Source organism: Variovorax sp. GW822-FHT04A09 (assembly GCF_058801005.1).
The window spans coordinates 105,175-128,670 of the sequence record NZ_JBXAMV010000002.1 but is presented as its reverse complement, the minus strand read 5'-3'; the positions used below and the strand labels follow the sequence as shown (position 1 = coordinate 128,670).

Annotated in this window: 22 protein-coding genes and 4 tRNA genes; 10 read left to right on the top strand and 16 right to left on the bottom strand. The window is 66.5% G+C overall.

Features of this window, described 5'->3' with window-relative positions; all coding sequences use genetic code 11:
• Positions 1–80 precede the first annotated feature (80 nt).
• Positions 81–773: a hypothetical protein gene (locus AC1RLW_RS11700; RefSeq protein ID WP_493193144.1), complete on the top strand. Its 693-nt coding sequence runs from the start codon at positions 81–83 to the stop codon at positions 771–773.
• Between the two features lie 377 nt (positions 774–1,150).
• On the opposite strand, the gene AC1RLW_RS11695 is transcribed toward AC1RLW_RS11700, so the two are convergent.
• The 9 genes from AC1RLW_RS11695 to AC1RLW_RS11655 form a co-directional block, all read right to left on the bottom strand.
• Complete coding sequence (locus AC1RLW_RS11695; RefSeq protein ID WP_493193143.1) at positions 1,151–1,975, bottom strand: putative phage abortive infection protein; 825 nt, start codon at positions 1,973–1,975, stop codon at positions 1,151–1,153.
• Positions 1,976–1,987: 12 nt separating this feature from the next.
• Positions 1,988–2,350: a tyrosine-type recombinase/integrase gene (locus AC1RLW_RS11690; protein ID WP_493193142.1), complete on the bottom strand. Its 363-nt coding sequence runs from the start codon at positions 2,348–2,350 to the stop codon at positions 1,988–1,990.
• 191 nt (positions 2,351–2,541) lie between these two features.
• Complete coding sequence (locus AC1RLW_RS11685; protein WP_493193141.1) at positions 2,542–2,781, bottom strand: Arm DNA-binding domain-containing protein; 240 nt, start codon at positions 2,779–2,781, stop codon at positions 2,542–2,544.
• Positions 2,782–2,925: 144 nt separating this feature from the next.
• Positions 2,926–3,010: transfer RNA gene (locus tag AC1RLW_RS11680), tRNA-Ser, on the bottom strand.
• A 32-nt stretch (positions 3,011–3,042) separates the two neighbouring features.
• Positions 3,043–4,305 carry a radical SAM family heme chaperone HemW gene (gene hemW, locus AC1RLW_RS11675; protein ID WP_493193140.1) on the bottom strand — a complete coding sequence of 421 codons (1,263 nt, stop codon included), beginning with the start codon at positions 4,303–4,305 and terminating at the stop codon, positions 3,043–3,045.
• Between the two features lie 3 nt (positions 4,306–4,308).
• Positions 4,309–4,908 carry a non-canonical purine NTP pyrophosphatase gene (locus tag AC1RLW_RS11670; RefSeq protein WP_062476318.1) on the bottom strand — a complete coding sequence of 200 codons (600 nt, stop codon included), beginning with the start codon at positions 4,906–4,908 and terminating at the stop codon, positions 4,309–4,311.
• Between the two features lie 70 nt (positions 4,909–4,978).
• Positions 4,979–5,710: a ribonuclease PH gene (rph, locus tag AC1RLW_RS11665; RefSeq protein WP_095948810.1), complete on the bottom strand. Its 732-nt coding sequence runs from the start codon at positions 5,708–5,710 to the stop codon at positions 4,979–4,981.
• A 55-nt stretch (positions 5,711–5,765) separates the two neighbouring features.
• Positions 5,766–6,674, bottom strand: coding sequence for a PP2C family protein-serine/threonine phosphatase (locus AC1RLW_RS11660; protein WP_062476311.1), 909 nt, complete (start codon positions 6,672–6,674; stop codon positions 5,766–5,768).
• Between the two features lie 5 nt (positions 6,675–6,679).
• Positions 6,680–7,687: a serine/threonine protein kinase gene (locus AC1RLW_RS11655; protein ID WP_056573330.1), complete on the bottom strand. Its 1,008-nt coding sequence runs from the start codon at positions 7,685–7,687 to the stop codon at positions 6,680–6,682.
• A gap of 91 nt (positions 7,688–7,778) precedes the next feature.
• Here AC1RLW_RS11655 and AC1RLW_RS11650 point away from each other — a divergent pair, with 91 nt between their 5' ends.
• The 4 genes from AC1RLW_RS11650 (at position 7,779) to AC1RLW_RS11635 (ending at position 11,909) form a co-directional block, all read left to right on the top strand.
• Positions 7,779–8,702 carry a YicC/YloC family endoribonuclease gene (locus AC1RLW_RS11650; RefSeq protein WP_056573333.1) on the top strand — a complete coding sequence of 308 codons (924 nt, stop codon included), beginning with the start codon at positions 7,779–7,781 and terminating at the stop codon, positions 8,700–8,702.
• 14 nt (positions 8,703–8,716) lie between these two features.
• Complete coding sequence (gmk, locus tag AC1RLW_RS11645) at positions 8,717–9,337, top strand: guanylate kinase (protein WP_062476362.1); 621 nt, start codon at positions 8,717–8,719, stop codon at positions 9,335–9,337.
• A 31-nt stretch (positions 9,338–9,368) separates the two neighbouring features.
• Positions 9,369–9,572, top strand: coding sequence for a DNA-directed RNA polymerase subunit omega (gene rpoZ / locus AC1RLW_RS11640; RefSeq protein WP_013543330.1), 204 nt, complete (start codon positions 9,369–9,371; stop codon positions 9,570–9,572).
• A 93-nt stretch (positions 9,573–9,665) separates the two neighbouring features.
• Positions 9,666–11,909 (top strand): RelA/SpoT family protein, encoded by a 2,244-nt coding sequence (locus tag AC1RLW_RS11635; protein WP_095746649.1) that lies wholly within the window; start codon positions 9,666–9,668, stop codon positions 11,907–11,909.
• A gap of 9 nt (positions 11,910–11,918) precedes the next feature.
• On the opposite strand, the gene greB is transcribed toward AC1RLW_RS11635, so the two are convergent.
• A complete protein-coding gene (gene greB, locus AC1RLW_RS11630) occupies positions 11,919–12,500 on the bottom strand; it encodes a transcription elongation factor GreB (RefSeq protein WP_492697487.1) in 582 nt (193 codons plus the stop codon).
• A gap of 98 nt (positions 12,501–12,598) precedes the next feature.
• Here greB and AC1RLW_RS11625 point away from each other — a divergent pair, with 98 nt between their 5' ends.
• On the top strand, positions 12,599–13,159 hold the full coding sequence (locus tag AC1RLW_RS11625) for a thermonuclease family protein (RefSeq protein ID WP_493193139.1): 561 nt from the start codon (positions 12,599–12,601) through the stop codon (positions 13,157–13,159).
• Between the two features lie 69 nt (positions 13,160–13,228).
• Here AC1RLW_RS11625 and AC1RLW_RS11620 read toward each other — a convergent pair.
• A tRNA-Arg gene (locus AC1RLW_RS11620) sits at positions 13,229–13,305 on the bottom strand.
• A gap of 216 nt (positions 13,306–13,521) precedes the next feature.
• Between AC1RLW_RS11620 and AC1RLW_RS11615 the strand changes: the two genes are divergently transcribed.
• Positions 13,522–13,932 carry an HU family DNA-binding protein gene (locus AC1RLW_RS11615; protein ID WP_070062003.1) on the top strand — a complete coding sequence of 137 codons (411 nt, stop codon included), beginning with the start codon at positions 13,522–13,524 and terminating at the stop codon, positions 13,930–13,932.
• 186 nt (positions 13,933–14,118) lie between these two features.
• Here AC1RLW_RS11615 and AC1RLW_RS11610 read toward each other — a convergent pair.
• The 5 genes from AC1RLW_RS11610 to hrcA form a co-directional block, all read right to left on the bottom strand.
• A tRNA-Arg gene (locus AC1RLW_RS11610) sits at positions 14,119–14,195 on the bottom strand.
• An 82-nt stretch (positions 14,196–14,277) separates the two neighbouring features.
• Positions 14,278–17,412 carry an efflux RND transporter permease subunit gene (locus tag AC1RLW_RS11605; RefSeq protein ID WP_493193138.1) on the bottom strand — a complete coding sequence of 1,045 codons (3,135 nt, stop codon included), beginning with the start codon at positions 17,410–17,412 and terminating at the stop codon, positions 14,278–14,280.
• Positions 17,413–17,431: 19 nt separating this feature from the next.
• Positions 17,432–18,589 (bottom strand): efflux RND transporter periplasmic adaptor subunit, encoded by a 1,158-nt coding sequence (locus AC1RLW_RS11600; RefSeq protein ID WP_493193137.1) that lies wholly within the window; start codon positions 18,587–18,589, stop codon positions 17,432–17,434.
• Between the two features lie 232 nt (positions 18,590–18,821).
• Positions 18,822–18,898: transfer RNA gene (locus tag AC1RLW_RS11595), tRNA-Ile, on the bottom strand.
• 35 nt (positions 18,899–18,933) lie between these two features.
• Positions 18,934–19,941 carry a heat-inducible transcriptional repressor HrcA gene (gene hrcA / locus AC1RLW_RS11590; protein WP_062476292.1) on the bottom strand — a complete coding sequence of 336 codons (1,008 nt, stop codon included), beginning with the start codon at positions 19,939–19,941 and terminating at the stop codon, positions 18,934–18,936.
• Positions 19,942–19,972: 31 nt separating this feature from the next.
• On the opposite strand from hrcA, the gene AC1RLW_RS11585 reads away from it, so the two are divergent.
• Genes AC1RLW_RS11585 through rapZ form a run of 3 tightly spaced genes read left to right on the top strand, consistent with a single transcriptional unit; the run spans position 19,973 to position 23,473 of the window.
• Positions 19,973–20,878: an NAD kinase gene (locus tag AC1RLW_RS11585; protein ID WP_493193136.1), complete on the top strand. Its 906-nt coding sequence runs from the start codon at positions 19,973–19,975 to the stop codon at positions 20,876–20,878.
• A 37-nt stretch (positions 20,879–20,915) separates the two neighbouring features.
• Positions 20,916–22,598 carry a DNA repair protein RecN gene (recN, locus tag AC1RLW_RS11580; RefSeq protein WP_139702595.1) on the top strand — a complete coding sequence of 561 codons (1,683 nt, stop codon included), beginning with the start codon at positions 20,916–20,918 and terminating at the stop codon, positions 22,596–22,598.
• Positions 22,599–22,600: 2 nt separating this feature from the next.
• Positions 22,601–23,473 (top strand): RNase adapter RapZ, encoded by an 873-nt coding sequence (gene rapZ / locus AC1RLW_RS11575; protein ID WP_062476353.1) that lies wholly within the window; start codon positions 22,601–22,603, stop codon positions 23,471–23,473.
• The last annotated feature ends 23 nt before the right edge of the window (positions 23,474–23,496 follow it).

Below are 23,496 nucleotides of genomic sequence, written 5' to 3'. Positions count from 1 at the left end.
AGCGAATACCTGCCTGTCACGCCGGGGTCGCGGCGGGCACGGAAAAGGGCTCAGCTAGGATCCCAGGATCCTTCAGGCAAGTGATCATGCGAACCTCAAAACCCGAATCGTTGCGGGAGCAACTGCTCAGAGAAGCTGGCGAGTTCTCGCACGGCTGGAACTGGGAACGCGTATTGCGCGACTGGCGCGATCGGCTCAATGACTTTGAGGTTGACGTCACCCAAATCTTCCGCGAGGTCTCGGTCTATGACCCCGCTGGCGAACGGAAGCCCGCCCTTTCGTGGTGGCCGAACAAAGACTTTGATATGTTGCGCGCCAACATCCACCAGCACTTCGAGCGCTGGCCAGGAACAGTTGGGCCGGTGCATCCGGAGTCGGGTATGCGGCGAGGAGAGACCGATACGCTGGCTCATCTCTGGGCCGTCAAAGATGAGCCCGACAAGGTGGCGGCCGTTCTAATTTCCGGCTCACTTTTCTCGCGGTTTGAAAGCAGCAGAAAACACAAGTCGGACAAGTGGCCCCACTACATGAGCATCGAGGCGCTTCAAGAGTGGGCGTACTCGTGCTGGCGAGCACCAGGCACTCAGTGGGGGTGGCACTACGCCAGCACATCCGTTCTGCCATACCAAAGCTGGGACTACGTGTACATGATCGACAGTATGGAAGCGCTGATTCGCTACCTCGCTGAAGAGCACGCCGCACTACTCCTGAAATACCGCCCCGTGGTCATCAACTACGTGGCCGACGCCAAGCCCGCACTGCGCACAGTCTGAGGTTGCCGGGGCCGGAATCGAACCGGCACACTTAGCTGGCGCCTCGAAGCACTTGCACCGATGCTTGAACATCAATGTGGGAGACGTGATGCGCGAATGGTTCTTTGGTCTGCTGCTGTCCTACCCTGCCCTATTCAATTGGATAGGCCGAGCATTGTTCTCCCTGGCAGGTGTGCTCGCAGTCTTAGGCCTACGTCTTGAGCGGCTCGGAGCGAGAGTCGAGCGCATTTCGGCTCGCGCTGGCATCACTCCGCCAGACTTCCTGGCGGGACTTCCCCTGTGGTTGAGGATGATGATTCCTGAAACCGTCAGTGGGTGGATCTTGCTCGGCGCGCTCGCGTTGCTCGGGATTTGGCTGGCGCACATGGGCAAGTGGGCTAGGAGACTTTAAGCTCTGCCGATTGGAATGCCTCAGGCCGGTAGTAGTTTCGCCTGTGAGGCTTTACAGCGTTTTCAGAAAGATGTTTTAGCAGCCCATATTTTTCAACTAATGGCTTGAAATACAGGTTGCCGTATTCGCTCACGCAGTTGTAGAACAACAACTGAAGCTCATAAGAGGAAAGCTGGGCGCGGACAAATGACGTGTAGCGTCGCTTGTCATCAACAGCACTTAAGTCGACGAACTTAATGATGTGATAGAGGTGGCGAAAATAGTGCCCAATTTCACTTTCATGATTCGCATAGAACGCCTTATACGACACGCGGATGTGCTCAGCCTCTGTGCTAGCTCCAGCTCGCAAATTGAGTATCTCGCCCTCAAGCCGCCGGCAGAATGTTTTGAAGCAGTCGCGCCCCCTAGTCACGCCTTTCGCTCCTTGGAGATCGATCGCATTAACGATGTCTCCATGAACGCGCAGCAGTTGAAAGAACGTGCTTTCGAACTGCTGCAATTTGAGCGTTGAGGCCTGCGACTCCATTTGTGCTCGCTGACCGGACATCTCACCGCGAGTGAGTTCCAGTTCTTTTCGCTGCAATGACAGTTCGCGTTTTTGAAGCAGGATCGTGTAAATGAGCCCTACAAATGCGAATCCGCTAAACAGCGCGTTCACTGCGCCGAACATATCCCCAAAGGTTCCGCGATCCGCACCAGTGGAAAAAAATGGCCATATCAGCACTGCACTTAGCGCCCATGCGGCGATGACCGCAATCATCATCAAGACTAGCCAGTCTTTACTCGGCTCTCCGCTTCTCTCGTCGTCCATCAACCTCTCCTCTCATTTAGTTGGCGAGACAGCATCGCAGAAATCAGCCCACGACTGCATCATCTTCAGGCGCTTGGCCAGCATGTCGCCCCGACGATAGGCGGCCTCCACAGCTGAATCGATGGTGTGCGCGAGCGCCATCTCGGCCATGTCGCCGGAGAAAGTGGTCTTCTCCAATGCCCAGTCCCGGAACGTGCTGCGGCAGCCGTGGGGTACGCAGCCCTTGCCCTTCGGGTCCTTGTAGCCCATGAGACACATGCAAGCACTCAGAGACATATCGCTGAGTGGCCGGAGTGGCTTGCAGCCCGGAAAAACGAGTTCCGAGTCGTCGACGCGGGGTAGGGCCTGCAAGAGCTGCATGTCCTGCACCAGCATCTTGCCGATCGTCGGCTTGGCGTACAGGTCGAGCGTGCTGCTCCATTGGGCGCGATCCTTGGCGTTCTGCCAATCGCTGGATTTGGCCTTAAGGTAGGCGTCGGCGCACTACTCGAAGGTCCGAGCCTTGGCTGTGGCTGCCGCGACGGCGCTACGGGCCGTCTGTCGGGCCTGGATAGGGTCTTCCCCTGCTAGATCTTTTCGCGCACAGCCCTGGCCCGCTCCCGTGCCCGCGTGAGGGTCACATCGGGAAAGCCTCCGAGCCTCATGTCACGGATCTTGCCGGCCACGGTTACGCGCAGCACCCATGACCGAGCCCCGGCGTCGTTGATCTTCAGTTTGAGGCCGGCGACGCCGCCGACAGCATGCGCGCCTAGCTCGCTCAGTCGGCTGACCTGAAGGGCGCCGAGTTCTGCCGCTTTTTTTGGCATATCAGCCTTTTCACCATCCTTGCCGCTAAAAACAAGAAGATTGTGCGAGACGAAGCAAAACCTCCCGGAACTATTTTTCGGGCTTCTCAGAGGGAAGACGGGGATTTTTGGGACTAAGCGGACCGTTACGGAACGCTCAAAATGCGGAGAGTGTGAGATTCGAACTCACGGACGCTTTCACGTCGGCAGTTTTCAAGACTGCTGGTTTAAACCACTCACCCAACTCTCCGGAACCGTCGATTTTAAGCCGACAGCGCGGCCTTACTCGTCATCGGGCAGGAACAGCGTCTGCAGGTCGCTCAGGAAGTCGAGCCCTCGCTCGGTGGGCCACACGCGGAACAGGTCGCGCGCGACGAGCCCCTTGCGCTCGGCCTCTTCCAGGCCGCGCTGGATCGACGTCATCGCCAGGCCCGTGCGTTCGCTGAACTGGGGCAGCGTGAAGCCCTGCTTCAGCCGCAGCGCGTTGAGCATGAACTCGAACGGCAGGTCGGCCAGCGCCACTTCGTCGCTCTGCGACACGGCCATGCCGGCGCGCGCGTTCTCCATGTACAGGCGCGGTTCGCGATAACGCACCTGCCGCACGATGCGGTGCGCGAAGCTCAGCTTGCTGTGCGCGCCGGCGCCGATGCCGAGGTAGTCGCCGAACTGCCAGTAGTTGAGGTTGTGCGCGCACTGGTGCCCGTCGCGCGCATAGGCCGAAACCTCGTAGCGCGACATGCCGTTCGCGCCCGTGCGCTCGGTGATGCGGTCGAGCATCGCGTAGGCGATGTCGTCCTCGGGCAGCGTGGGCGGGAACTTGGCGAACCAGGTGTTGGGCTCGATGGTGAGGTGGTAGATCGAAATGTGCGGCGGCGCAAGCGCCAAAGCCTGGGTCAGGTCGGCGTCGAGGCCTTCCATGGTCTGGCCCGGCAGGGCGTACATCAGGTCCAAATTGAAGGTATCGAAGGCGCTCGCGGCCTCTTCCACCGCGGCGATGGCCTGGGCACGATCGTGCACGCGGCCCAGCGCCGTCAGGTGTTCGTCGTTGAAGCTCTGCACGCCCACCGACAGGCGCGTGACGCCGGCCGCGCGGTAGGCGCGGAAGCGGTTGCGCTCGAAGGTGCCGGGGTTGGCCTCGAGCGTGATCTCGCACTCGGGCGCGAGCTTCAGGCGCGCGCGCACGTCGCCCAGCAACCGGTCGATGGCTTGCGGCGAGAACAGGCTGGGCGTGCCGCCGCCGATGAAGATGGTGTGGACGGTGCGGCTCCAGATCAACGGCAACGCGGCGTCGAGGTCGGCGATCAGCGCGTCGATGTAGGCGGCTTCGGGGAGGCCGTCGATGTCGGCCTCGCTCGTGGCGCGCCACTCGTGCGAGTTGAAGTCGCAGTACGGGCACTTGCGCAGGCACCACGGCAGGTGGATGTACAGCGACAGCGGCGGCAGCGCGGCGAGTTGCAGCGGGCCGGGGCGCATCCAGTGCAGCACGTCATTGGCCTGGGGGGCGCCGCCGGCTTGGGCGGGCTGGATCGGGAAGACGGTGGCCATGGGTCAGAACCAGCGCTCGCGCATCAGGGCGAGCATGGCCTGCGCGGCGCGGCCGCGGTGGCTGTTGGCGTTCTTCACGTCGGGCGGTAGCTGGGCGAAGGTCTTGCCGAAAGTCGGCAGGTACATGACGGGGTCGAAGCCGAAGCCGTTGTCGCCGATGGGCGCGGGCGCGATCTCGCCGACCACGCGGCCGACGGCAATGAGCGGCTCGGGGTCGTCGTGGCTACGCAGCGCGACCAGCGTGCTGACGAGCGCGGCGCGGCGGTTGACCACGCCATCGAGCTGTTCGAGCAGCGCCTTCACGTTGTTCGCGTCGCCCTTGGCGTAGCCGAACTGCGTGGCGTAATAGGCGGTGTCGACGCCCGGCAGGCCGCCGAAGGCATCGACGCACAGGCCCGCGTCGTCGGCAATGGCCGGCAGGCCGGTGGCGGCGCTGGCGTGGCGCGCCTTGGTGAGCGCGTTCTCGACGAAGGTGCGGAAGGGTTCTTCAGCCTCGCCCACGCCCAGTGCCGACTGCGGCACCAGGGTGACGGACAGCTCGGCAAACAGCTGCTGGAGTTCGGCGAGCTTGCCCGCGTTGTTGGAAGCCAGAACCAGTTTCATGGAAAATCAAAGATGGCTGTGATGCCCAGCGAATGGGCGCCAGTGGCTGTGGGTTGGGGTCGTCGTTCGTTCAGTTCGAAAGCAGGGCCTGCTGCTGCAGGCTCACGAGTTCGCCGATGCCCTTCTCGGCCAGGCCGAGCAGGAGGTTCATTTCTTCGCGCGTGAAGGCCACGCCTTCGGCCGTGCCCTGCACTTCGACGAAGTGGCCGGCGCCGGTCATGACGACGTTCATGTCGGTGTCGCAGGCCGAGTCTTCGGTGTATTCGAGGTCGAGCAGCGGCGTGCCGTCGACGATGCCCACCGAGATGGCGGCCACCTGGCCCTTGATGGGCGAGGTCTTGAGCGCGCCGGAGGCCAGCAGCTTGTCGACGGCGTCCTGTGCGGCCACGAAGGCGCCGGTGATGGCCGCGGTGCGCGTGCCGCCGTCGGCCTGCAGCACGTCGCAGTCGAGGTGGATGGTGCGTTCGCCCAGGGCGGCGAGGTCGAACACGGCGCGCATCGAGCGGCCGATGAGGCGCTGGATTTCCTGCGTGCGGCCGGTCTGCTTGCCCTTGGCGGCCTCGCGGCTGCTGCGGGTGTGGGTGGCGCGCGGCAGCATGCCGTATTCGGCCGTCACCCAACCTTCGCCACTGCCCTTCTTGTGCGGCGGCACTTTTTCTTCGACCGAGGCGGTGCACAGCACGCGGGTCTGGCCGAACTCGATGAGCACGGAGCCCTCGGCGTGGATGGTGAAACCGCGGGTGATGCGCACGGGGCGCAGCTGGTCGGCGGCGCGGCCGCCGCTTCGTGTGAAAGCAGTCATGTGTCTGGAGGAAACCGAAAAAGAAAAAGAAAAACCGCGAGACCCGATCAGGAGATCAGGTCTTGCGGGCGGCTGAGCGGCGGATGGCTTCGTTGATCTCGGCGATGGAGCGCTCGATGGCGTCTTCGTCGAGGTCGTCGATCTCGCTGTCGGACGGCATGCCGGCCTGGATGGTCGAGGCGAACACGCCGTCGTCGATGGTTTCGGTGGACACGCCGCGGTCGTCGCCGGGCGTCTCGGGCATTTCCCATTCGAGCGCGATCAGCGTCACGTTGTCGCTGTGGGCACCGCCCTTGCGCAGCGCCATTTCGGCGAGGTCGGGCGCGGCGTCGGACACGGGCTTGCCGGACGACAGGGTGTGCACGATCACGGCGTCGTCGAGCACGCCCCAGACGCCGTCGGAGCACAGCATGAGGCGGTCGCCGCGCTGCAGCGGCAGCGGCGCCGACACGTCGAACAGCGGCGTGGTGGGCGAGCCCAGGCAGGTCAGCAGCAGGTTGCGGTTGACGGGCGCGTCGGTGGCGCCGTGGGGCTTGGGGCGCTCGGCATGCGAGTGATCGCGCGTGCGGGTCAGCAGGCGGCCGTCGCGCACGACGTACAGACGCGAGTCGCCGCAATGCAGCCAGGTGGCGGTGGCGTTCTGCAGCACGGCCGCGACGACGGTGGTGCGGGGCGTGTCGAGCATCGCCTTGTGGCTGGCGTACCGCATGATCTGCTGGTGCGCCGACATGGCCGATTCGGCCAGGAAGGCCTTCACGTCCTTCACGGTGGGGCGGGCCTCGCGCTGGTAGAGCGCGGCGATGGTCTGCAGCGCCAGCTGGGCCGCCACTTCGCCTTCAGGATGGCCGCCCATGCCGTCGGCGAGCACGAACAGGCCCGACTCCCGCGTGTAGCAGTAGCCCATGCGGTCTTCGTTCTTGAGACGGCCGCCCTTGCGGCTGACCTGGAACACGGAGAACTTCATGTCGCTCAGGCCGGTCGGGTGGTGGGCGCGGCGGCGCGCGGCAGGCTCTTCTTGTCGAAGGAGCGGATGTTGTCGATCGACAGGCGCACCTTTTCGCCGACCGTGAGCTTGGTGTAGCGGCGCTCGCCTTCGCGGCTGAGTTCCTTTTGCAGCGCAAACACCGACTGCGGACGCGAGAGCGGATCGAGCGACATGCACCACTCGACCACCTCGATGAGGTTGTCGGAGTACACGCCGCGCAAGCGCGAGAGCGACAGGCTCAGGCGGTCTTTCTCGATGCGCCGGGGTGCGTCGTTGGGCGGATAGCCCTGCATGCAGGCGTAGATGCAGGCGCCGATGGCATAGATGTCGGTCCAGGGGCCCATCGACGAGTCGCGCCGGTACATCTCGGGGGCGGCGAAGCCGGGGGTGTACATGGGGCGGATGAAGATGCCCTCCTTGCTGAGCACTTCGCGGGCGGCGCCAAAATCGATCAGCACGGCGCGGTCGTCGTCGGTGACGAAGATGTTGGCGGGCTTGATGTCCAGGTGCAGCATCTTGTACTGGTGGACGATGCGCAGGCCGCGCAGGATTTCGTCGAACAGCGAACGGATGGTCGATTCGCGGAACACCTTCTGCCGCTTCAGATCGCGCGCCGTGACCACGAAATCCTGCAGGGTCGCGCCCTCCAGGTAGTTCATGACCATGTAGACGGTCTCGTTTTCGCGGAAGAAATTGAGCACGCTGACCACCGACGCATGCGAGATCTGCGCGAGCGAGCGGCCTTCTTCGAAGAAGCTCTTGAGCCCCAGGCGGTACAGCGACAGCTTCTCGGGCGGCACCTGCGGCGCCAGCTCGCCGGGCCCCCGGGTGGCGAGCGACGAAGGCAGGTATTCCTTGACGGCGACCTGCTGGCCGTTCGGGTCGATCGCGAGGTAGACCACGCCGAAACCGCCCGCGGAAAGCCGGCGAACAACGCGATATCCGCCAATGACCGTATCGGGCAACAGGGGCGTAGGCTTGACCTTTGACATAATCCGGGAGTTTCGCCCGAAGGCGATGGTGCGGCAAGCGAACGCTGTACCGACGCCTCGGTGCTTGCAAGCAAAACCACAGTGAGGCGCAATGCCAGTTTACAGCATGACCGGCTATGCCAGCGGCCAGAACGGCCCCGCAGGCAGCCACTCCGAAGCCGATGCACGGCCCTCCGCCGCGGGCCGGCTCGGGGTCGAAATCCGCTCGGTCAACAGCCGCTTTCTCGACCTCACCTTCAAGCTCCCCGAGGAGTTGCGCCAGCATGAGACCGCGCTGCGCGAGCTGCTCACGGCCAAGCTCAAGCGCGGCAAGGTCGAGGTGCGCGCGGCCATCGAGAACACCTCCCAGGCGGGCGTGGTCGAGCCCTCCGTCAAGCTGCTTCAGCGGCTGAACGGCGTGCAGGACGGCATCCGTGCCTGGCTGCCCGGCGCCCGCGAGCTCAGCGTGGCCGACGTGCTGCGGCTGGCCGGCGGCGACGGCGCCACGCGCGGCGACTGGGGCCCCGACCTGCTCGACGTGGCAGGCAAGGCGCTGGAGGCGCTGATGTCCGCCCGCCAGCGCGAAGGCGCCCGGCTGGCCAAGATGCTCGAGGCCCATCTCGCCCAGCTGCGCACCCTGGTGCAGCAGGCCGGCCCGCTGGTGCCACAGCTGGTCGAACAGCAACGCAACCGCTTCCTGGAGCGCTGGCAGGAGGCCATGGGCCTGACCGCCGGCACGGGCGGCACGCTGCCCGAAGCCGCCCAGGACCGCGCCCTGACCGAAGCGACCGCCTTCGCGATCCGCATCGACGTGGCGGAAGAGCTCACGCGGCTGAATTCGCACCTCGACGAGATCGAGCGGCTGCTCAAGAAGGGCGGCGACATCGGCAAGCGGCTGGATTTCCTGATCCAGGAACTGCACCGCGAAGCCAACACCCTGGGCTCCAAGTCGGCGGCCTTGGAACTCACGCGCATCGGCGTGGACATGAAGGTCCTCATCGAGCAGATGCGCGAGCAGGTGCAGAACATCGAATGACGACGAGCCTCCCCATGGACTACCCCGGCAATATCTTCGTGGTCGCTGCGCCCAGCGGCGCTGGCAAATCGAGCCTGGTCAAGGCGCTCATGGAGCTCGACTCGGCCGTTCAGCCCTCGGTCTCCCACACCACACGCCCCCCGCGCGGGCAGGAAAAGCACGGCCGGGAGTACTTTTTCGCCTCCCCGAGCGAGTTCGACGCCCTCATCGCGGCCGACGGCTTCGTCGAGTGGGCCCATGTGCACGGCCACCGCTACGGCACGTCGAAGAAGGCGGTCGAGGAGCGGGTGGCCCTGGGCACCGACGTGATCCTCGAAATCGACTTCCAGGGCGCGCTGCAGATCCGCAAGACCTTTGCCAACGCGGTCATGATCTTCATCCTCCCGCCCAGCTGGGAAGAGCTGCGCTCCCGGCTGGAGCGGCGCGGCGAAGACAGCGCGGCGGTGATCGAACTGCGCCTGAAGAACGCGGCCGAAGAGATGGCCCAGGCCGGAAAATTCGATTTCGTTATAATCAACGAGTTATTTGAGCGCGCGCTTTTCGATCTCAAGGCGATCGTCCACGCGCAGCGGCTGCGGTATTCCGCACAGCGCAGAGCCCGTGCCGATACGTTCGCCGCACTGAACATCCCTTGAAATCCCCGCTCACCGACCGAAAGAATTCATCATGGCCCGCATCACCGTCGAAGATTGTCTCGTTCAGATCCCGAACCGTTTCCAGCTCGTTCTCGCCGCCACGTACCGTGCGCGCATGCTGAGCCAAGGCCACGCGCCCAAGATCGAGAGCAAGAACAAGCCCGCCGTCACGGCCCTGCGCGAAATCGCCGAAGGCAAGATCGGCATCGAGATGCTCAAGAAAGTGCCAGGCTGATCTGACGCAGCCCCGCAACGAAAAGGCACCGCATTGCGGTGCTTTTTTTACGTCTGGACGCGTCCACAGAGCGGTCACGCTAAAGTGGTAGCCATGAGCGCGGTCGCCAAACCTCCGTCCCCCACGCCGAAACCGAGTCCGGCGGCGCTGAACGCGGCCGCCGCGAGTTTTGCCGCGCTGACGGCCCGCCTCGACTACCTGAGCCCCGAAGACACCGAGCTGGTGCGCCGGGCCTACCGCTTCGCCGACGAAGCCCACCTCGGGCAGCTGCGCAACAGCGGCGAGCCGTACATCACCCACCCCATCGCCGTGGCGGCGCAGTGCGCCGAATGGAAGCTCGACGCCCAGGCGCTCATGGCCGCGCTGCTGCACGATGCCATCGAGGACTGCGGGGTCACCAAGCCGGAACTCATCGAGCGCTTCGGCGCCCCGGTTGCCGAGCTGGTCGACGGGCTCACCAAGCTCGACAAGCTGCAGTTCAACACGCGCGAAGAGAACCAGGCCGAGTCCTTTCGCAAGATGCTGCTGGCCATGGCGCGCGATGTGCGCGTCATCCTGGTCAAGCTGGCCGACCGCACGCACAACATGCGCACGCTGGCCGATGCGCCGCGCGAAAAGTGGGCCCGCATCTCGCGTGAAACGCTCGAGATCTACGCCCCCATCGCGCACCGGCTGGGCCTGAACCAGACCTACCGCGAACTGCAGGACCTGTCGTTCCGCCACCTCAAGCCCTGGCGCTACGCCACGCTGGCCAAGGCTGTCGCCAAGGCCCGCGGACGACGACGCGACCTGATCCAGAAGGTGCAGAAAGAAGTCGAGACGGCCTTCTCCGCCGCCGGCATGACGCTGCGCATCGCGGGCCGCGAGAAAACGCTCTATTCCATCTACCGCAAGATGGAAGAAAAACACCTGAGCTTCGCGCAGGTCACCGACATCTACGGCTTCCGGCTCATCGTGCCGAACGTGATCGCCTGCTACACCGGCCTGGGCATCCTGCACCAGATGTACAAGCCGCTGCCGGGCAAGTTCAAGGACCACATCGCGATCGCCAAGCTCAACGGCTACCAGTCGCTGCACACCACGCTGGTGGGCCCTGCCGGCGTGAGCGTGGAGTTCCAGCTGCGCACCGAGGCCATGCACGTCGTGGCCGAATCGGGCGTCGCCGCGCACTGGCTCTACAAGGCTGCCGAGCCGAATGCCGCGAGCAACGACCGGCTGGGCACCAAGTGGCTGCAGTCGCTGCTCGACATCCAGGACGAGACACGCGACGCCGCCGAGTTCTGGGACCACGTCAAGGTCGACCTGTTCCCCGACGCTGTCTACGTCTTCACGCCCAAGAGCCAGATCATGGCGCTGCCGCGTGGCGCCACGGTGGTCGACTTCGCGTACGCCATCCACAGCAACATCGGCGACCACACCTCGGCCGCGCGCATCAACGGCGACCAGGTGCCGCTGCGCACCGAGCTGAAGAACGGCGACGTGGTCGAAGTGATCACCGCGCCGGTGTCCACGCCCAACCCCGCGTGGCTGGGCTTCGTGCGCACCGGCCGGGCACGCTCCAAGATCCGCCACTACCTGAAGACGCTGGCGCATGCCGAGTCCGAGGGTCTGGGCGAGAAGCTGCTGGCGCAGGCGCTGCGCGCCGAAGGCCTGGGCAAGCTGCCCGAGGAAGACGACGAACACCAGGCGCTGTGGGAGAAGCTGCTGCGCTTCACCGGCAACCGCACCCGCGCCGAACTGCTGACCGACATCGGCCTGGGCAAGCGCATCGCGAGCATCGTCGCCAAGCGGCTCATGGCGCTGCTGGCCGAGATCGGCGAGCGCCCCGACGCCCTCCTCCTGAGCCGCGAGCGCTTCACCTCACACGAGGCCGTGTCTCAAGGCGCCGTCACGCTCGATGGCAGCGAGAACTCTTCCGTGCGCTTCGCCCAGTGCTGCCGGCCCATTCCCGGTGACCAGATCGTCGGCTACCTCGGGCACGGCGAAGGGCTGGTGGTGCACACCGACGATTGCGGCGTGGGCCAGCGCCTGCGCAACAAGGACAGCGAGCGCTTCTTCGCGGTCGAATGGGCCGATGAGCCCACGCGTGCCTTCGAGACCGGCGTGGTCATCACCGTGCGCAACGACAAGGGCGTGCTGGCCCGCGTGGCGGCCACCCTGGCCGATGCCGAGGCCGACATCACGCACGTGGAAATGGCCGACGAGACCCCGCAGGACTCGACCGACCTGCGCTTCGTGATCGCGGTGCGCGACCGCACGCACCTCGACGCCGTGCTGCGCGCCGCGCGCCGGACCGCGTCGGTGCTGACCGCGGCGCGGACGATTCCGGCGCCCTGACCTTCTTCGTCAGTTCGCCGGCGTGCGCGGCGCCGGGTAGCTCACCGACAGGATCTCCACCTCGTGCGCCCCGCCAGGCGTCACGAGCTTCACCACGTCGCCTTCGCGCGCCTTGAGCAGCGCACGCGCGATCGGGGAAATCCAGCTGACCTCCGACTTGGCGCTCTCGGCCTCGTCGATGCCGAGGATGGTGACGCTGCGCTCCTCGCCGGTCTCGTCGACATAGCGGACGGTGGCGCCAAAGAAGACCTGGTCGCGGCCATGGTGCACCGACGGGTCGGTGATCTCCGCGATCTCGAGCCGCTTGCCGAGGAAACGGATGCGCCGGTCGATCTCGCGCAGGCGCTTCTTGCCGTAGAGGTAGTCGCCGTTCTCGGAACGGTCGCCGTTCTTCGCGGCCCAGTGCACGGCCTCGACGACCTTGGGGCGCTCCTCGTCCATCAGCTGCAGCAGTTCGTCGCGCAGCCGCGCGTAGCCCTCGGGCGTGATGTAGTTCTTGCTGCCGGCCGGCAGCGGGGGCGCGACGCCACCTGCGCCGTCATCGTCGTCGTCCGCATCGGCGTCCGACTCCTTGGTGAATGCCTTGTTCAATGCAGAGCCCTTCAAATCGGAAATACTGGGCGCCCTTGCCGCGCCCTACAAGCCGGTGAGTTTGCCGCAACCGCCATGCCCAGGAGACAGGAGCCCCCGTGATCGCCACCGGACATTTCCCCTGCCGTCGCCATGCCTCGGCGGGGCTTCATTTGTACGCTCTCACGGCCCTTGCTGCCGTACTGGGCTTTCTTCCTTTCGACACCCACGCCAGGACGCAGACCTGCTTCGTCGTGAGCATCCACAGCGGCGACACCCTCACCGCCCGCTGCGGCGACGCAGCCAGCGCCAGTGCGTGGCGCCGCGTGCGCCTGCAGGGCATCGAGGCGCCAAAGTCCGGGCAGCCCTTCGCAGAGCAAGCTCAGCAGAAGATGCACGACATGGTTCGCCTGAAACCGGCAGACGTCGACTGCGACGATCCCACATCCCACGCTCGCGAACGCGTCTGCCGCGTGACGGTGACGCCGGATTCAGCCCCCAATGGCCCGAGGACGCTCGACGCAGGCTTGGCACTGCTGACCGTCGGATTGGCACGCTGGCAGCCCGCGCAGGCGCAGCGCCTGTCGCCCCAGGAGCGCGGGCAGTACGAATTTGCGGAGGAAGAAGCGAAGGCCAAGCGGGCCGGCCTCTGGAAGGACGCACGACCGCCGCGTCCCTGATGCGGGCACGGTGCAATGACCGGCCAAAGAAAAAGGGTTAGCTCGAAAAACGAGCTAACCCTTGAAGAGTGGTGCGGCTGGCAGGAATTGAACCCACGACCCCTTGGTTCGTAGCCAAGTACTCTATCCAACTGAGCTACAGCCGCACAGCTTTCGATTATAGCGTGTTTTTTCGCCCGCCCCAACCTTTGTGATCGAAAGCTGAAAATACGGACGACGGCCACCCGCAATGGGGCTTGTTGCAACGCATCCGACCCATGCCGTTCCAAAGAGGCCCTTCCGACCCGGTACACTCCGCCCCGCCCGGAATAAGCCTGGGCCGCCGTAGGCAACACGGCGCCATACCATCCAAGGAATACTGAATGAACCGCATCGAACTGGTCGAGAAGATCGCCACCACCCACAACCTGAGCAAGGCCGAGGCCGCACGCGTCCTCGAAACGATCACCAGCAGCGTCGTCGCTGCCGTGAAGAAGGGCGATTCGGTCCAGCTGGTCGGCTTCGGTACTTTCAAGCAAGTCGCACGCGCTGCACGCTCGGGCTTCAACCCCCAGGCCGGCACCAAGATCAAGATCGCCGCCACCAAGGTGCCGAAGTTCGTCGCCGGCGCTGCCTTCAAGGCCGCCATCGACCCCAAGGCCGCCAAGCGCAAGGCTGAAAAGGCCGCTGCTGCACCTGCTGCCAAGAAGGCCGCCGCTCCCAAGAAGGCTGCTGTCACGAAGGCAGTCGTCGCCAAGGCTCCCGCCAAGAAGGCCGTCGCCAAGAAGAAGTAAGACGCATGGTGCGACGCTGCACAGGCCCGGCCTGGCAGTTGTCCGTATCGACGTCAAAAAGCCGCCCTCGGGCGGCTTTTTTTGTGGGCGCCTGCCGCGCAGCGAGTGCGGGCAGCGAAACCCTCTGTGCGAGGGCCCTAAACGAAAATAGCCTGGAAGAGAAACTCTTCCAGGCTATTCGAGAGATGGTGCGGCTGGCAGGAATTGAACCCACGACCCCTTGGTTCGTAGCCAAGTACTCTATCCAACTGAGCTACAGCCGCGCAGCCTTGAATTCTACCCCGCCGAAAGCGCTGTTCCGGCGAGGCCTTCAAAAAAGCTTCACGGCCTTGCGATGCGATGGCCTCAGGCCACCTGTTCGCCGCCCTCCTGTGCCTTGCGCCCCAACAGCCGTGCGGCCACGCGCTTCACCAGCAGGTAGAACAGCGGCACGAAGAAGATGCCCAGTGCCGTTGCCGCGAGCACGCCGCCGAACACACCGGTGCCGATCGCGACCTGGCTGCCCGAGCCCGCGCCGGTGGCCACCGCCAGCGGGACCACGCCCGCCAGGAAGGCCAGCGAGGTCATCAGGATCGGCCGCAGCCGCAGGCGCGCGCCTTCGGCCACCGCCTCGAGCAGCGGCACGCCACGGCGCAGCGCGGCCTCCGCGAACTCGATGATCAGGATCGCGTTCTTGGCCGACAGGCCGATGGTCGCGAGCAGGCCGACCTGGAAGTAGATGTCGTTCGACAACCCGCGCAGCGCCGCCGCGATCACCGCGCCGAGCACGCCCAGCGGAATCACCAGCATCACCGACACCGGCACCGACCAGCTCTCGTACAGCGCCGCCAGGCACAGGAAGACCACGAGGATCGACAGCGCGAACAGCAGCGGCGCCTGCCCGCCCGACAGCCGCTCCTGGTACGACAGGCCGCTCCAGGCCTGGCCCGTGCCGCTCTGCTTCTTCGCGAGGGTCTCGATGGCCGCCATGGCCGTGCCCGAGCTGGTGCCTTGCGCGGCCGCGCCCTGGATCTGCACCGCGGGCAGGCCGTTGTAGCGCTCCAGCTGCGAGGCGCCCTGCGACCAGCGCGTGGTGGCAAAGGCCGAGAACGGCGTCATCGCGCCCGTGCTGCCGCGCACGAACCACTGGCCGATGTCGTCCGGTGCCGAGCGATACGGCGCATCGGCCTGCACGTACACGCGCTTCACGCGGCCGCGGTCGATGAAGTCGTTGACGTAGCTGCCGCCCCAGGCAATGCCCAGCGTGGTGTTCACGTCGTCCAGCGACAGCCGCAGCGCCGAGGCCTTCAGCTGGTCGATGTCGACCTGCAGCTGCGGCGTGCCGGCCACGCTGTTGGCACGCACCGACTGCAGGCGCTTGTCCTTGTTGGCCTCGCGCACCAGCTTCTCGCGCGCCTGCAACAGCCGCTCGGCGCCCATGCCCGAGGTGTCCTGCAACCAGAACTCGAAGCCGTTCGATTCGCCCAGCCCTTCGATGGGCGGCGGCACCATGCCGAAGACCTCGGCGTCGCGCTGCTGCTTGGCCAGCGCCTTGCCGACACGCTCGACGATGGCGTGCGCACGCTTGTCCGCACTGGCGCGTTCGGACCAATCCTTCAGCGAGACAAACGCCATGCCCATGTTCTGCCCGGAGCCGCTGTAGCTCCAGCCGGTGAGCGTGAAGATGGTGTCGGTCGTGTCCTTCTCGGTCTCGAGAAAGTGCTTTTCGATGGCGCGGTTCACTTCGTCGGTGCGGCCCGAGGTGGCGCCGGCCGGCAGCGTCGCGATCACCATCACGCTGCCCTGGTCCTCTTCCGGCAGGAAGCCGCCGGGCAGGCTCAGGTACAGCAGGCCCATGCCGGCCACGATGGCGACATACACCGCCGTGAAGCGCAGCGGCTTGCGCAGGATGCGGCCCAGCACGCCCACGTAGCGACCCTGCGCGGCGTCGAAGCGGCGGTTGAAGGCGCCCAGGAAGCCGCGCGTGCGCGGCGGCACGCCGGCCTTCAGGAAGCGCGCGCACAGCGCCGGGATGAGCACGATGGCCACCACCACCGACAGCACCATCGACGCGATGATGGTCACCGAGAACTGCCGGTAGATCACGCCCACCGAGCCGCCGAAGAAGGCCATGGGCAGGAACACCGCCGACACCACCACCGCGATGCCGACCAGCGCGCCGGTGATCTCCTTCATCGATTTGATCGTGGCGGCCTTCGCATCGAGCCCCTCTTCGTGCATGACGCGCTCGACGTTCTCCACCACCACGATCGCGTCGTCCACCAGCAGGCCGATGGCCAGCACCATGCCGAACAGCGTGAGCACATTGATCGAATAGCCGAAGGCCGCCAGCACGCCGAAGGTGCCCAGCAGCACCACTGGCACGGTGATCGCGGGGATCACCGTGGCGCGCCAGTTCTGCAGGAAGAGGAACATCACGACCACCACCAGCGCGATGGCCTCCAGCAGCGTGCGGATGACCGACTGGATCGAGATCTTGACGAAGCGCGTGGTGTCTTCCGCGTAGGCCACGCGCAAGCCGGCAGGCAGCGAGCGTTCGAGTTCGGCGATGCGCGCCTTCACCGCGCGGGCGGTGGTGAGCGCGTTGGCGCCGGGGGCCAGCATCACGGCCGAGCCTGCGGCCGGGTGGCCGTTCAGGCGCGTGGTTTCGGCATACGACTCGCTGCCGATTTCCACCCGCGCCACGTCGCCCAACCGCACCACGGCGCCGTCGGCCTGCGTCTTGAGCACGATGGCCTTGAACTGGTCGGACGTCTGCAGCCGCGACATCGCGGTGACAGTGGCGTTCAGGTGCTGCGTCGGCGCCGACGGCCGCGCGCCGATCTCGCCCACCGACACCTGCGTGTTCTGCGCGGTGATGGCGGCCGTGACGTCGGACGGCATCAGCTGGTAGCTGGCCAGCCGGTGCGGGTCGAGCCAGATGCGCATGGCGTACGCCGCGCCGAAGGCCTGCACCGAACCCACGCCGTCGACGCGGCTGATCGGGTCGCGCAGGTTGCTGGCCATCCAGTCGGCGATGTCGGTGTCGGTGCGCTGGCCGGTCTCGTCGTAGAGCGCCACGATCAGCAGGAAGTTGTTCTGCGATTTGGCGACCGTCACGCCCTGCTGCTGCACCGCCTGCGGCAGCCGGCTGGTGGCCTGGCTGACCTTGTTCTGCACCTGCACCTGCGCGGTGTCGGGGTCGATGCCCTGGCGGAAGGTGACGTTGATCTCGGCCCAGCCGGCGGCGCTGCTGGTCGACTTGAAGTACATCAGGCCGTCGATGCCCTTGAGCTGCTGCTCGAGCACCTGCGTGACGCTGTTTTCCACCGCCTGCGCCGAGGCGCCGGGGTAGTTGGCCGACACGACCACGGTCGGCGGCGCGATGTCCGGGTACTGCGACACCGGCAGCGTGCGAATGGCCACGCCGCCGGCCAGCATGATGAGGATGGCAATGACCCAGGCGAAGACGGGCCGCTGGATGAAGAAATGAGCGATCACGGGAGGTTGCGGTTTTTCGTCAATCGGCCGGGGAAGGCGCGGCGGCGGACGATGCACCCGCCGTGGACACCGGCACCGGCTTCACTTTTTCGCCCGGGCGTGCGCGCTGCAGGCCATCGACCACCAGGCGGTCGCCCTCGCGCAGGCCCCGGGTCACGACCCAGTGCTCGCCCTCGGTGCTGCGCACTTCGAGCGCGCGCAGCTCGACCTTGTTGTCGGTCGTCACCACCAGCGCGGTCGGCTCGCCCTTCTCGTTGCGGGCCACGCCGCGCTGCGGCGCCAGGATGGCCTGGCGCTCCACGCCAGACTCGACCTGCGCGCGCACGTACATGCCCGGCAGCAGCAGCCCTTGCGGGTTCGGGAATTCCGCGCGCAACGTGACCGAGCCGGTGGCCTCGTCGACGGCCACTTCGGAGAACTTCAGCGTGCCGGCATGCGGGTAAGGCAGGCCGTCTTCCATGCGCAGGCGGACCTGGGTGCTGGCCGGCGCCATGTCGCCCGAGATGAAGCGGCGCTTGAGCTTCGTCAACGCCAGGCTCGACTGCACGACGTCGACGTAGATCGGATCGAGCCGCTGGATCGTGGCCAGCGCCATCGCCTGGCCCGGCGCCACGAGCGCGCCTTCGGTCACGGCGGAGCGGCCGATGCGTCCCGCGATGGGCGCGGTGATGCGCGTGAAGTCGAGGTTGATGCGCGCCGCCTTCACGGCCGCCTGCGCGGCCTTCACGCCGGCTTGCGCCTGCACCAGCGCCGCCTGCGCCTCTTCGTGTTCCTGCCTGCTCACGGCATTGGCCTTGACCAGTTCGCCGAAGCGATCGGCCTTGCCGCGCAGGCTGGCGATGGTGGCCTGCGACGTGGCCAGCGTGGCCTGCGCCTGCTCGTGCGCGGCCTCGAACGGGCCAGGCTCGATCTCGTACAGCACCTGGCCCGCGCGGACCATGCCGCCCTCTTCGAACAGCCGCTTGCGCACAATGCCGTTGACCTGCGGCCGCACCTCGGAGACGCGGTAGGCGGCCGTGCGGCCCGCGAGCTCGGTGTGCACAGCCACGTCGCTGGCGTGCAGCGCCACCACGCCGACTTCGGGCGGCGCGTCATCGGTGGTGGAAGCCTGCTTGGCGCCGCATGCAGCGAGCGCGAGCAGGGACATCGGAAGCAGGAGCTTGAAAAGCGGGGTCATGGCCATCGGGAATCGCAGTGCGGCGCGCGCAGGGATCACCCGGCTCGTTACATTTGCACTCAAATGGTGCATTCTGCCTTCGATGTTGCATTGCAACCTGAAGGAATCCTGTGTTTGCCGTAGGTGAAATCGGCGGCGGCCGCAGACCTCGCTCGCGCCCTCGCAACCGCAAGGAAAAAGGCCGCGCAATGCGGCCTTCGTCGGGGTGTCTACAGAGGGGGGGAATGTGTGGTGGTAGGCCGTGAGTGGCTTGAACACTCGACCAACGGATTATGAGTCCGCTGCTCTAACCAACTGAGCTAACGGCCCACGCGGGCCCGATTCTATGCGCCGCGCGCGGCCGCTTACTTGCGGTGGCTCAGCGCGTTGCTCACCAGCCGCGACGTGATGTCGACGATCTGGATCATGCGGTCGTACGGCATGCGGGTCGGGCCGATCACGCCCAGCGTGCCGACCACCTGGCCATCGACCTCGTAGTTGGCGCTGACGATGGACAGCTCTTCGAAGGGCACGACCTGGCTTTCGCCGCCGATGAAGATGCGCACGCCCTCGGCCTTGCTCGACACGTCGAGCAGCCGCATCAGCTGCGCCTTCTCCTCGAAAAGATCGAAGGCTCGCCGCAGCTGCCCCATGTCGCTGGAGAAATCGGTCACCGACAGCAGGTTGCGCTCGCCGGAGATCACGACGTCATCGGCCTGCGCATCGGTGAGCACTTCGGAGCTGACCTGCACCGCGGCCTGCATCAGCGCCGCGATTTCTCCGCGCAGCTTCTCGACCTCGGACTGCAGGCGGTCGCGCACCTGCTCGATCGTCAGGCCCGCGAAGTGCGCGTTGATGTAGTTCGAGGCTTCCACCAGTTGCGACTGCGAATAGTCGGATTCCGGGAAGATCACGCGGTTCTGCACGTCGCCGTCGGGCGACACGATGATCACCAGCAGCCGCCGCTCCGACAGGCGCAAGAATTCGATCTGCTTGAACACCGAGACGCGCCGCGGCGCCATCACGACGCCCACGAACTGCGACAGGTTCGACAGCAGGTGCGCGGCGTTGGCGATCACCTTCTGCGGCTGGTCGGCCGCCAGGCTAGGCGTGCTCATCTGCTCGCGCTGCGCGGTCAGCATGGTGTCGACGAAGAGCCGGTAGCCGCGCGTGGTCGGCACGCGTCCGGCCGAGGTGTGGGGGCTGGCAATGAGCCCCAGCGCCTCGAGGTCGGACATGACGTTGCGGATGGTCGCGGGGGAGAGATCCAGCCCTGCCGAACGCGAGAGCGTGCGCGATCCGACGGGTTGCCCATCGGCGATGTAACGCTCGACCAGCGTCTTCAACAGCAACTTGGCACGGTCGTCCAGCATTGCAAGATTTTAGTGTTGTAATTTGTGAGCTATGACCTCACGCTTTCGTCACGTCGCCCTGATCGGCAAATACCAGGCTTCCGGCGCCCGGGCGCAAGCCGATGCGCGCGACGGCGTGATGGAGGGCATTGGCGCCTTCCTCGAATCGCAGGGATGCACGGTGTTCGTGGAGCGTTCGTCCTGCGAGGACACCGACGCCCCGCCGCACCCGCGCTACCAGGCGCTGTCGGTCGAGGAAATCGGCCAGCGCTGCGACCTCGGCCTCGTGGTCGGCGGTGACGGCACCATGCTCGGCATCGGCCGGCAGCTCGCGTGCTACGGCATCCCGCTCATCGGCATCAACCGCGGCCGGCTGGGCTTCATCACCGACATCCCGCTGGACAACTACCAGGCCACGCTGATCCCGATGCTGGCCGGCGAATACGAAGAAGACCACCGCAGCCTGATGCACGCGCAGGTGCTCCGCGACGAGTCCGTGGTGTTCGACGCGCTCGCGATGAACGACGTGGTGGTCAACCGCGGCGCCACCTCGGGCATGGTCGAGATGCGCGTGTCGGTGGGCCGCCATTTCGTGGCCAACCAGCGCGCCGACGGGCTGATCATCGCGTCGCCCACGGGCTCGACGGCCTACGCGCTGTCGGCCGGCGGGCCGCTGCTGCATCCGGCGGTGCCGGGCTGGGTGATGGTGCCGATCGCGCCGCACACGCTGTCGAACCGCCCCGTGCTGCTGCCCGACGCCGACGAGATCGTGATCGAGCTGGTGAGCGGGCGTGACGCCAGCGCCAATTTCGACATGCAGTCGCTCGCCTCGCTCGCCATCGGCGACCGCGTGGTGGTGCGCCGCTCCGACTTCCGGGTGCGCTTCCTGCACCCGCGCGGCTGGAGCTATTTCGACACGCTGCGCAAGAAACTCCATTGGAACGAAGGGGGCTCCTGAATGAAGGACCACGCCCCCAGCTTGAGGACGAACTGAGATGGCTTTGCGACGCATCGCACTGCGCGACTTCGTGATCGTGCGGTCCCTTGAACTCGACCTGTCCGCCGGCTTCACGGTGCTGACCGGGGAAACCGGCGCCGGCAAGTCCATCCTGATCGACGCGCTGCAGCTGGCGCTGGGCAACCGCGCCGACGCTGGCGCCGTGCGCGAAGGCGCCGAGCGGCTCGACGTGAGCGCCGAGTTCGACGCCGACCCGGCCCTGGCCGGCTGGCTCGACGAAGGCGGCTTCGAGGCGGGCGATGGCCTGCTGCTGCGCCGCACGGTCGACCTGCAGGGACGCAGCCGCGGCTGGATCAACGGCAGCCCCGCCACCGCCACGCAACTGCGCGAACTCGGCGACCGCCTGCTCGACATCCACGGCCAGCACGCCTGGCAGAGCCTGACCCGCCCCGAGGCCGTGCGCGGCCTGCTCGACGCCTACGCCGGCGCGCGCACCGACGCGCTCGACGCCGCCTGGCAGAGCTGGCGCCAGGCGCTCTCGGCGCTCGAGCACGCACGCTCGGCGCAAGACTCGCTGCAACGCGAGCGTGAGCGGCTGCAATGGCAGATTTCCGAAGTCGCCAAGCTGGCGCCAGGCGCCGACGAGTGGGACGAACTCTCGGCCCACCACTCGCGCATCTCGAACGCGCAGGCGCTCATCGACGCCGCCCAGGGCGCGAGCCAGGCGCTCGAAGACGACGACAACGGCGCCCTCGCCGCCCTCACGCGCGCCGCGACGCTGCTGCAGAACTGCGAACACATCGAGCCCGAATTCCGCACGCTGGGCGAGGTGCTGGCGTCCTGCGTGGCGCAGGCCTCGGACGCGGCCCACTCGCTGCACGGCTACCTGCGCGACACCGACACCGATCCCAAGACCCTCGCCGAACTCGACGAGCGCATGGGCCTGTGGATGTCGCTCGCGCGCCGCTACAAGCGCACGCCCGCCGAGCTGCCCGCGCTGCTGGCCGGCTGGCAGGCGGAGCTGCAGGCGCTCGACGCGCAAAGCGACCTCGAAGGCCTGGAACGCGCCGAGCAGAACACCCAGCAGGCCTACATGAAGGAAGCCAAGGCCCTCGGCAAAATCCGCAAGCAGGCCGCGCCGCGCCTGGCCCAGGCCGTCACGCAGGCGATGCAGGGCCTGGGCATGCAGGGCGGGCGCTTCGACGTCGAACTGCAGCCGCTGGCACAGCCCGGTCGCGCCGGCCTCGAAGAAATTTCGTTCCTGGTGGCCGGCCACGCCGGCAGCACGCCGCGCGCCATCGGCAAGGTGGCCTCGGGCGGTGAGCTCTCGCGCATCGCGCTGGCCATCGCCGTGACGACCAGCGAACTGGGCGCCGCGCAGACGCTGATCTTCGACGAGGTCGATGCAGGCGTGGGCGGCGCCGTCGCCGAGACCGTGGGCCGCCTCATGAAACAGCTCGGCCGGGACCGCCAAGTGCTCGCCGTGACCCACCTGCCCCAAGTGGCGGCCTGCGCCGACCACCACCTCGTGGTCGCCAAGCGCCAGACGACGGCGGCCGGCACGGACGGCCCGCGCACCGAAAGCGGCGTGTCGCGCCTCGCCGCCGACGACCGCGCCCGCGAAATCGCCCGCATGCTGGGCGGCGAAAAGGTGTCGGCCACCTCGCTGGCCCATGCGCGCGAAATGCTGGGCCACAAGACGCCGGCGACCGCCCCATGAACATGAACCTCGACCTCGTCCTCATCACCGGCATGTCGGGCTCCGGCAAGTCGGTGGCGCTGCACGCGCTGGAAGACGCCGGCTACTACTGCGTCGACAACCTGCCGCCTGAGCTGCTCACGGCCTTCATCGCGCTGCAGCACGAGCAGCAGGCCACGCGCGTGGCAATTGCGATGGACGTGCGCAGCGGCGTGTCGCTGCCGATCGTGCCGCAGCAGCTCGAAGCACTGCGCGCCGATGGCGTCTCGCTGCGCTCGCTGTTCCTCGACGCGACCACCGATGCGCTGTTGCGCCGCTACTCGGAAACACGCCGGCGCCACCCGCTCTCGCGCCAGGAAAGCCGCACCGACGTGCCCGAGCAGCACCGCGTGCTGGTGCAGGCCATCGAACTCGAACGCGAGCTGCTGGCCGACCTGCGCGATGGCGCCGACGTGATCGACACCAGCCTCATCCGCCCCGCGCAGCTGCAGAGCTACATCAAGGGGCTGATCTCGGCGCCGCAGAACGCGCTGACGCTGGTGTTCGAATCGTTCGCCTTCAAGCGCGGCGTGCCGCTCGATGCCGACTACGTGTTCGACGTGCGCATGCTGCCCAATCCGCACTACGTGCCAGCGCTGCGCGCGCTGACAGGGCGCGACGAGCCGGTGATCGAATGGCTGCGCGAGCACGACGACGTGGCGCGCATGTTCGACGACATCGAGCAGTTCCTGACGCACTGGCTCGACGCGCTGGCGCGCGACCACCGCAGCTACGTGACGGTGGCCATCGGCTGCACGGGCGGGCAGCACCGGTCGGTGTTCCTGGTCGAGCAACTGGCACGCGCCTTCGGTGCGCGCTGGGGCGCGCTCAAGCGCCACCGCGAACTCGACGCCTGACGGCGGCGAAGCCGGCCTACCGC

Excerpts from the sequence above, each read along its gene's own strand:
- AC1RLW_RS11635 (WP_095746649.1), top strand. The coding sequence starts at position 9,666 with ATGAGCGCGGTCGCCAAACCTCCGTCCCCCACGCCGAAACCGAGTCCG.
- rapZ (WP_062476353.1), top strand. The coding sequence starts at position 22,601 with ATGAACCTCGACCTCGTCCTCATCACCGGCATGTCGGGCTCCGGCAAG.
- hrcA (WP_062476292.1), bottom strand. The coding sequence starts at position 19,941 with ATGCTGGACGACCGTGCCAAGTTGCTGTTGAAGACGCTGGTCGAGCGT.
- rph (WP_095948810.1), bottom strand. The coding sequence starts at position 5,710 with ATGACTGCTTTCACACGAAGCGGCGGCCGCGCCGCCGACCAGCTGCGC.
- AC1RLW_RS11690 (WP_493193142.1), bottom strand. The coding sequence starts at position 2,350 with ATGCTGGTGCAGGACATGCAGCTCTTGCAGGCCCTACCCCGCGTCGAC.
- AC1RLW_RS11695 (WP_493193143.1), bottom strand. The coding sequence starts at position 1,975 with ATGGACGACGAGAGAAGCGGAGAGCCGAGTAAAGACTGGCTAGTCTTG.
- hemW (WP_493193140.1), bottom strand. The coding sequence starts at position 4,305 with ATGGCCACCGTCTTCCCGATCCAGCCCGCCCAAGCCGGCGGCGCCCCC.
- rpoZ (WP_013543330.1), top strand. The coding sequence starts at position 9,369 with ATGGCCCGCATCACCGTCGAAGATTGTCTCGTTCAGATCCCGAACCGT.
- AC1RLW_RS11670 (WP_062476318.1), bottom strand. The coding sequence starts at position 4,908 with ATGAAACTGGTTCTGGCTTCCAACAACGCGGGCAAGCTCGCCGAACTC.
- AC1RLW_RS11685 (WP_493193141.1), bottom strand. The coding sequence starts at position 2,781 with ATGCCAAAAAAAGCGGCAGAACTCGGCGCCCTTCAGGTCAGCCGACTG.
- AC1RLW_RS11600 (WP_493193137.1), bottom strand. The coding sequence starts at position 18,589 with ATGACCCCGCTTTTCAAGCTCCTGCTTCCGATGTCCCTGCTCGCGCTC.
- AC1RLW_RS11615 (WP_070062003.1), top strand. The coding sequence starts at position 13,522 with ATGAACCGCATCGAACTGGTCGAGAAGATCGCCACCACCCACAACCTG.
- gmk (WP_062476362.1), top strand. The coding sequence starts at position 8,717 with ATGGACTACCCCGGCAATATCTTCGTGGTCGCTGCGCCCAGCGGCGCT.
- AC1RLW_RS11650 (WP_056573333.1), top strand. The coding sequence starts at position 7,779 with ATGCCAGTTTACAGCATGACCGGCTATGCCAGCGGCCAGAACGGCCCC.
- AC1RLW_RS11585 (WP_493193136.1), top strand. The coding sequence starts at position 19,973 with ATGACCTCACGCTTTCGTCACGTCGCCCTGATCGGCAAATACCAGGCT.
- recN (WP_139702595.1), top strand. The coding sequence starts at position 20,916 with ATGGCTTTGCGACGCATCGCACTGCGCGACTTCGTGATCGTGCGGTCC.
- AC1RLW_RS11660 (WP_062476311.1), bottom strand. The coding sequence starts at position 6,674 with ATGAAGTTCTCCGTGTTCCAGGTCAGCCGCAAGGGCGGCCGTCTCAAG.
- AC1RLW_RS11655 (WP_056573330.1), bottom strand. The coding sequence starts at position 7,687 with ATGTCAAAGGTCAAGCCTACGCCCCTGTTGCCCGATACGGTCATTGGC.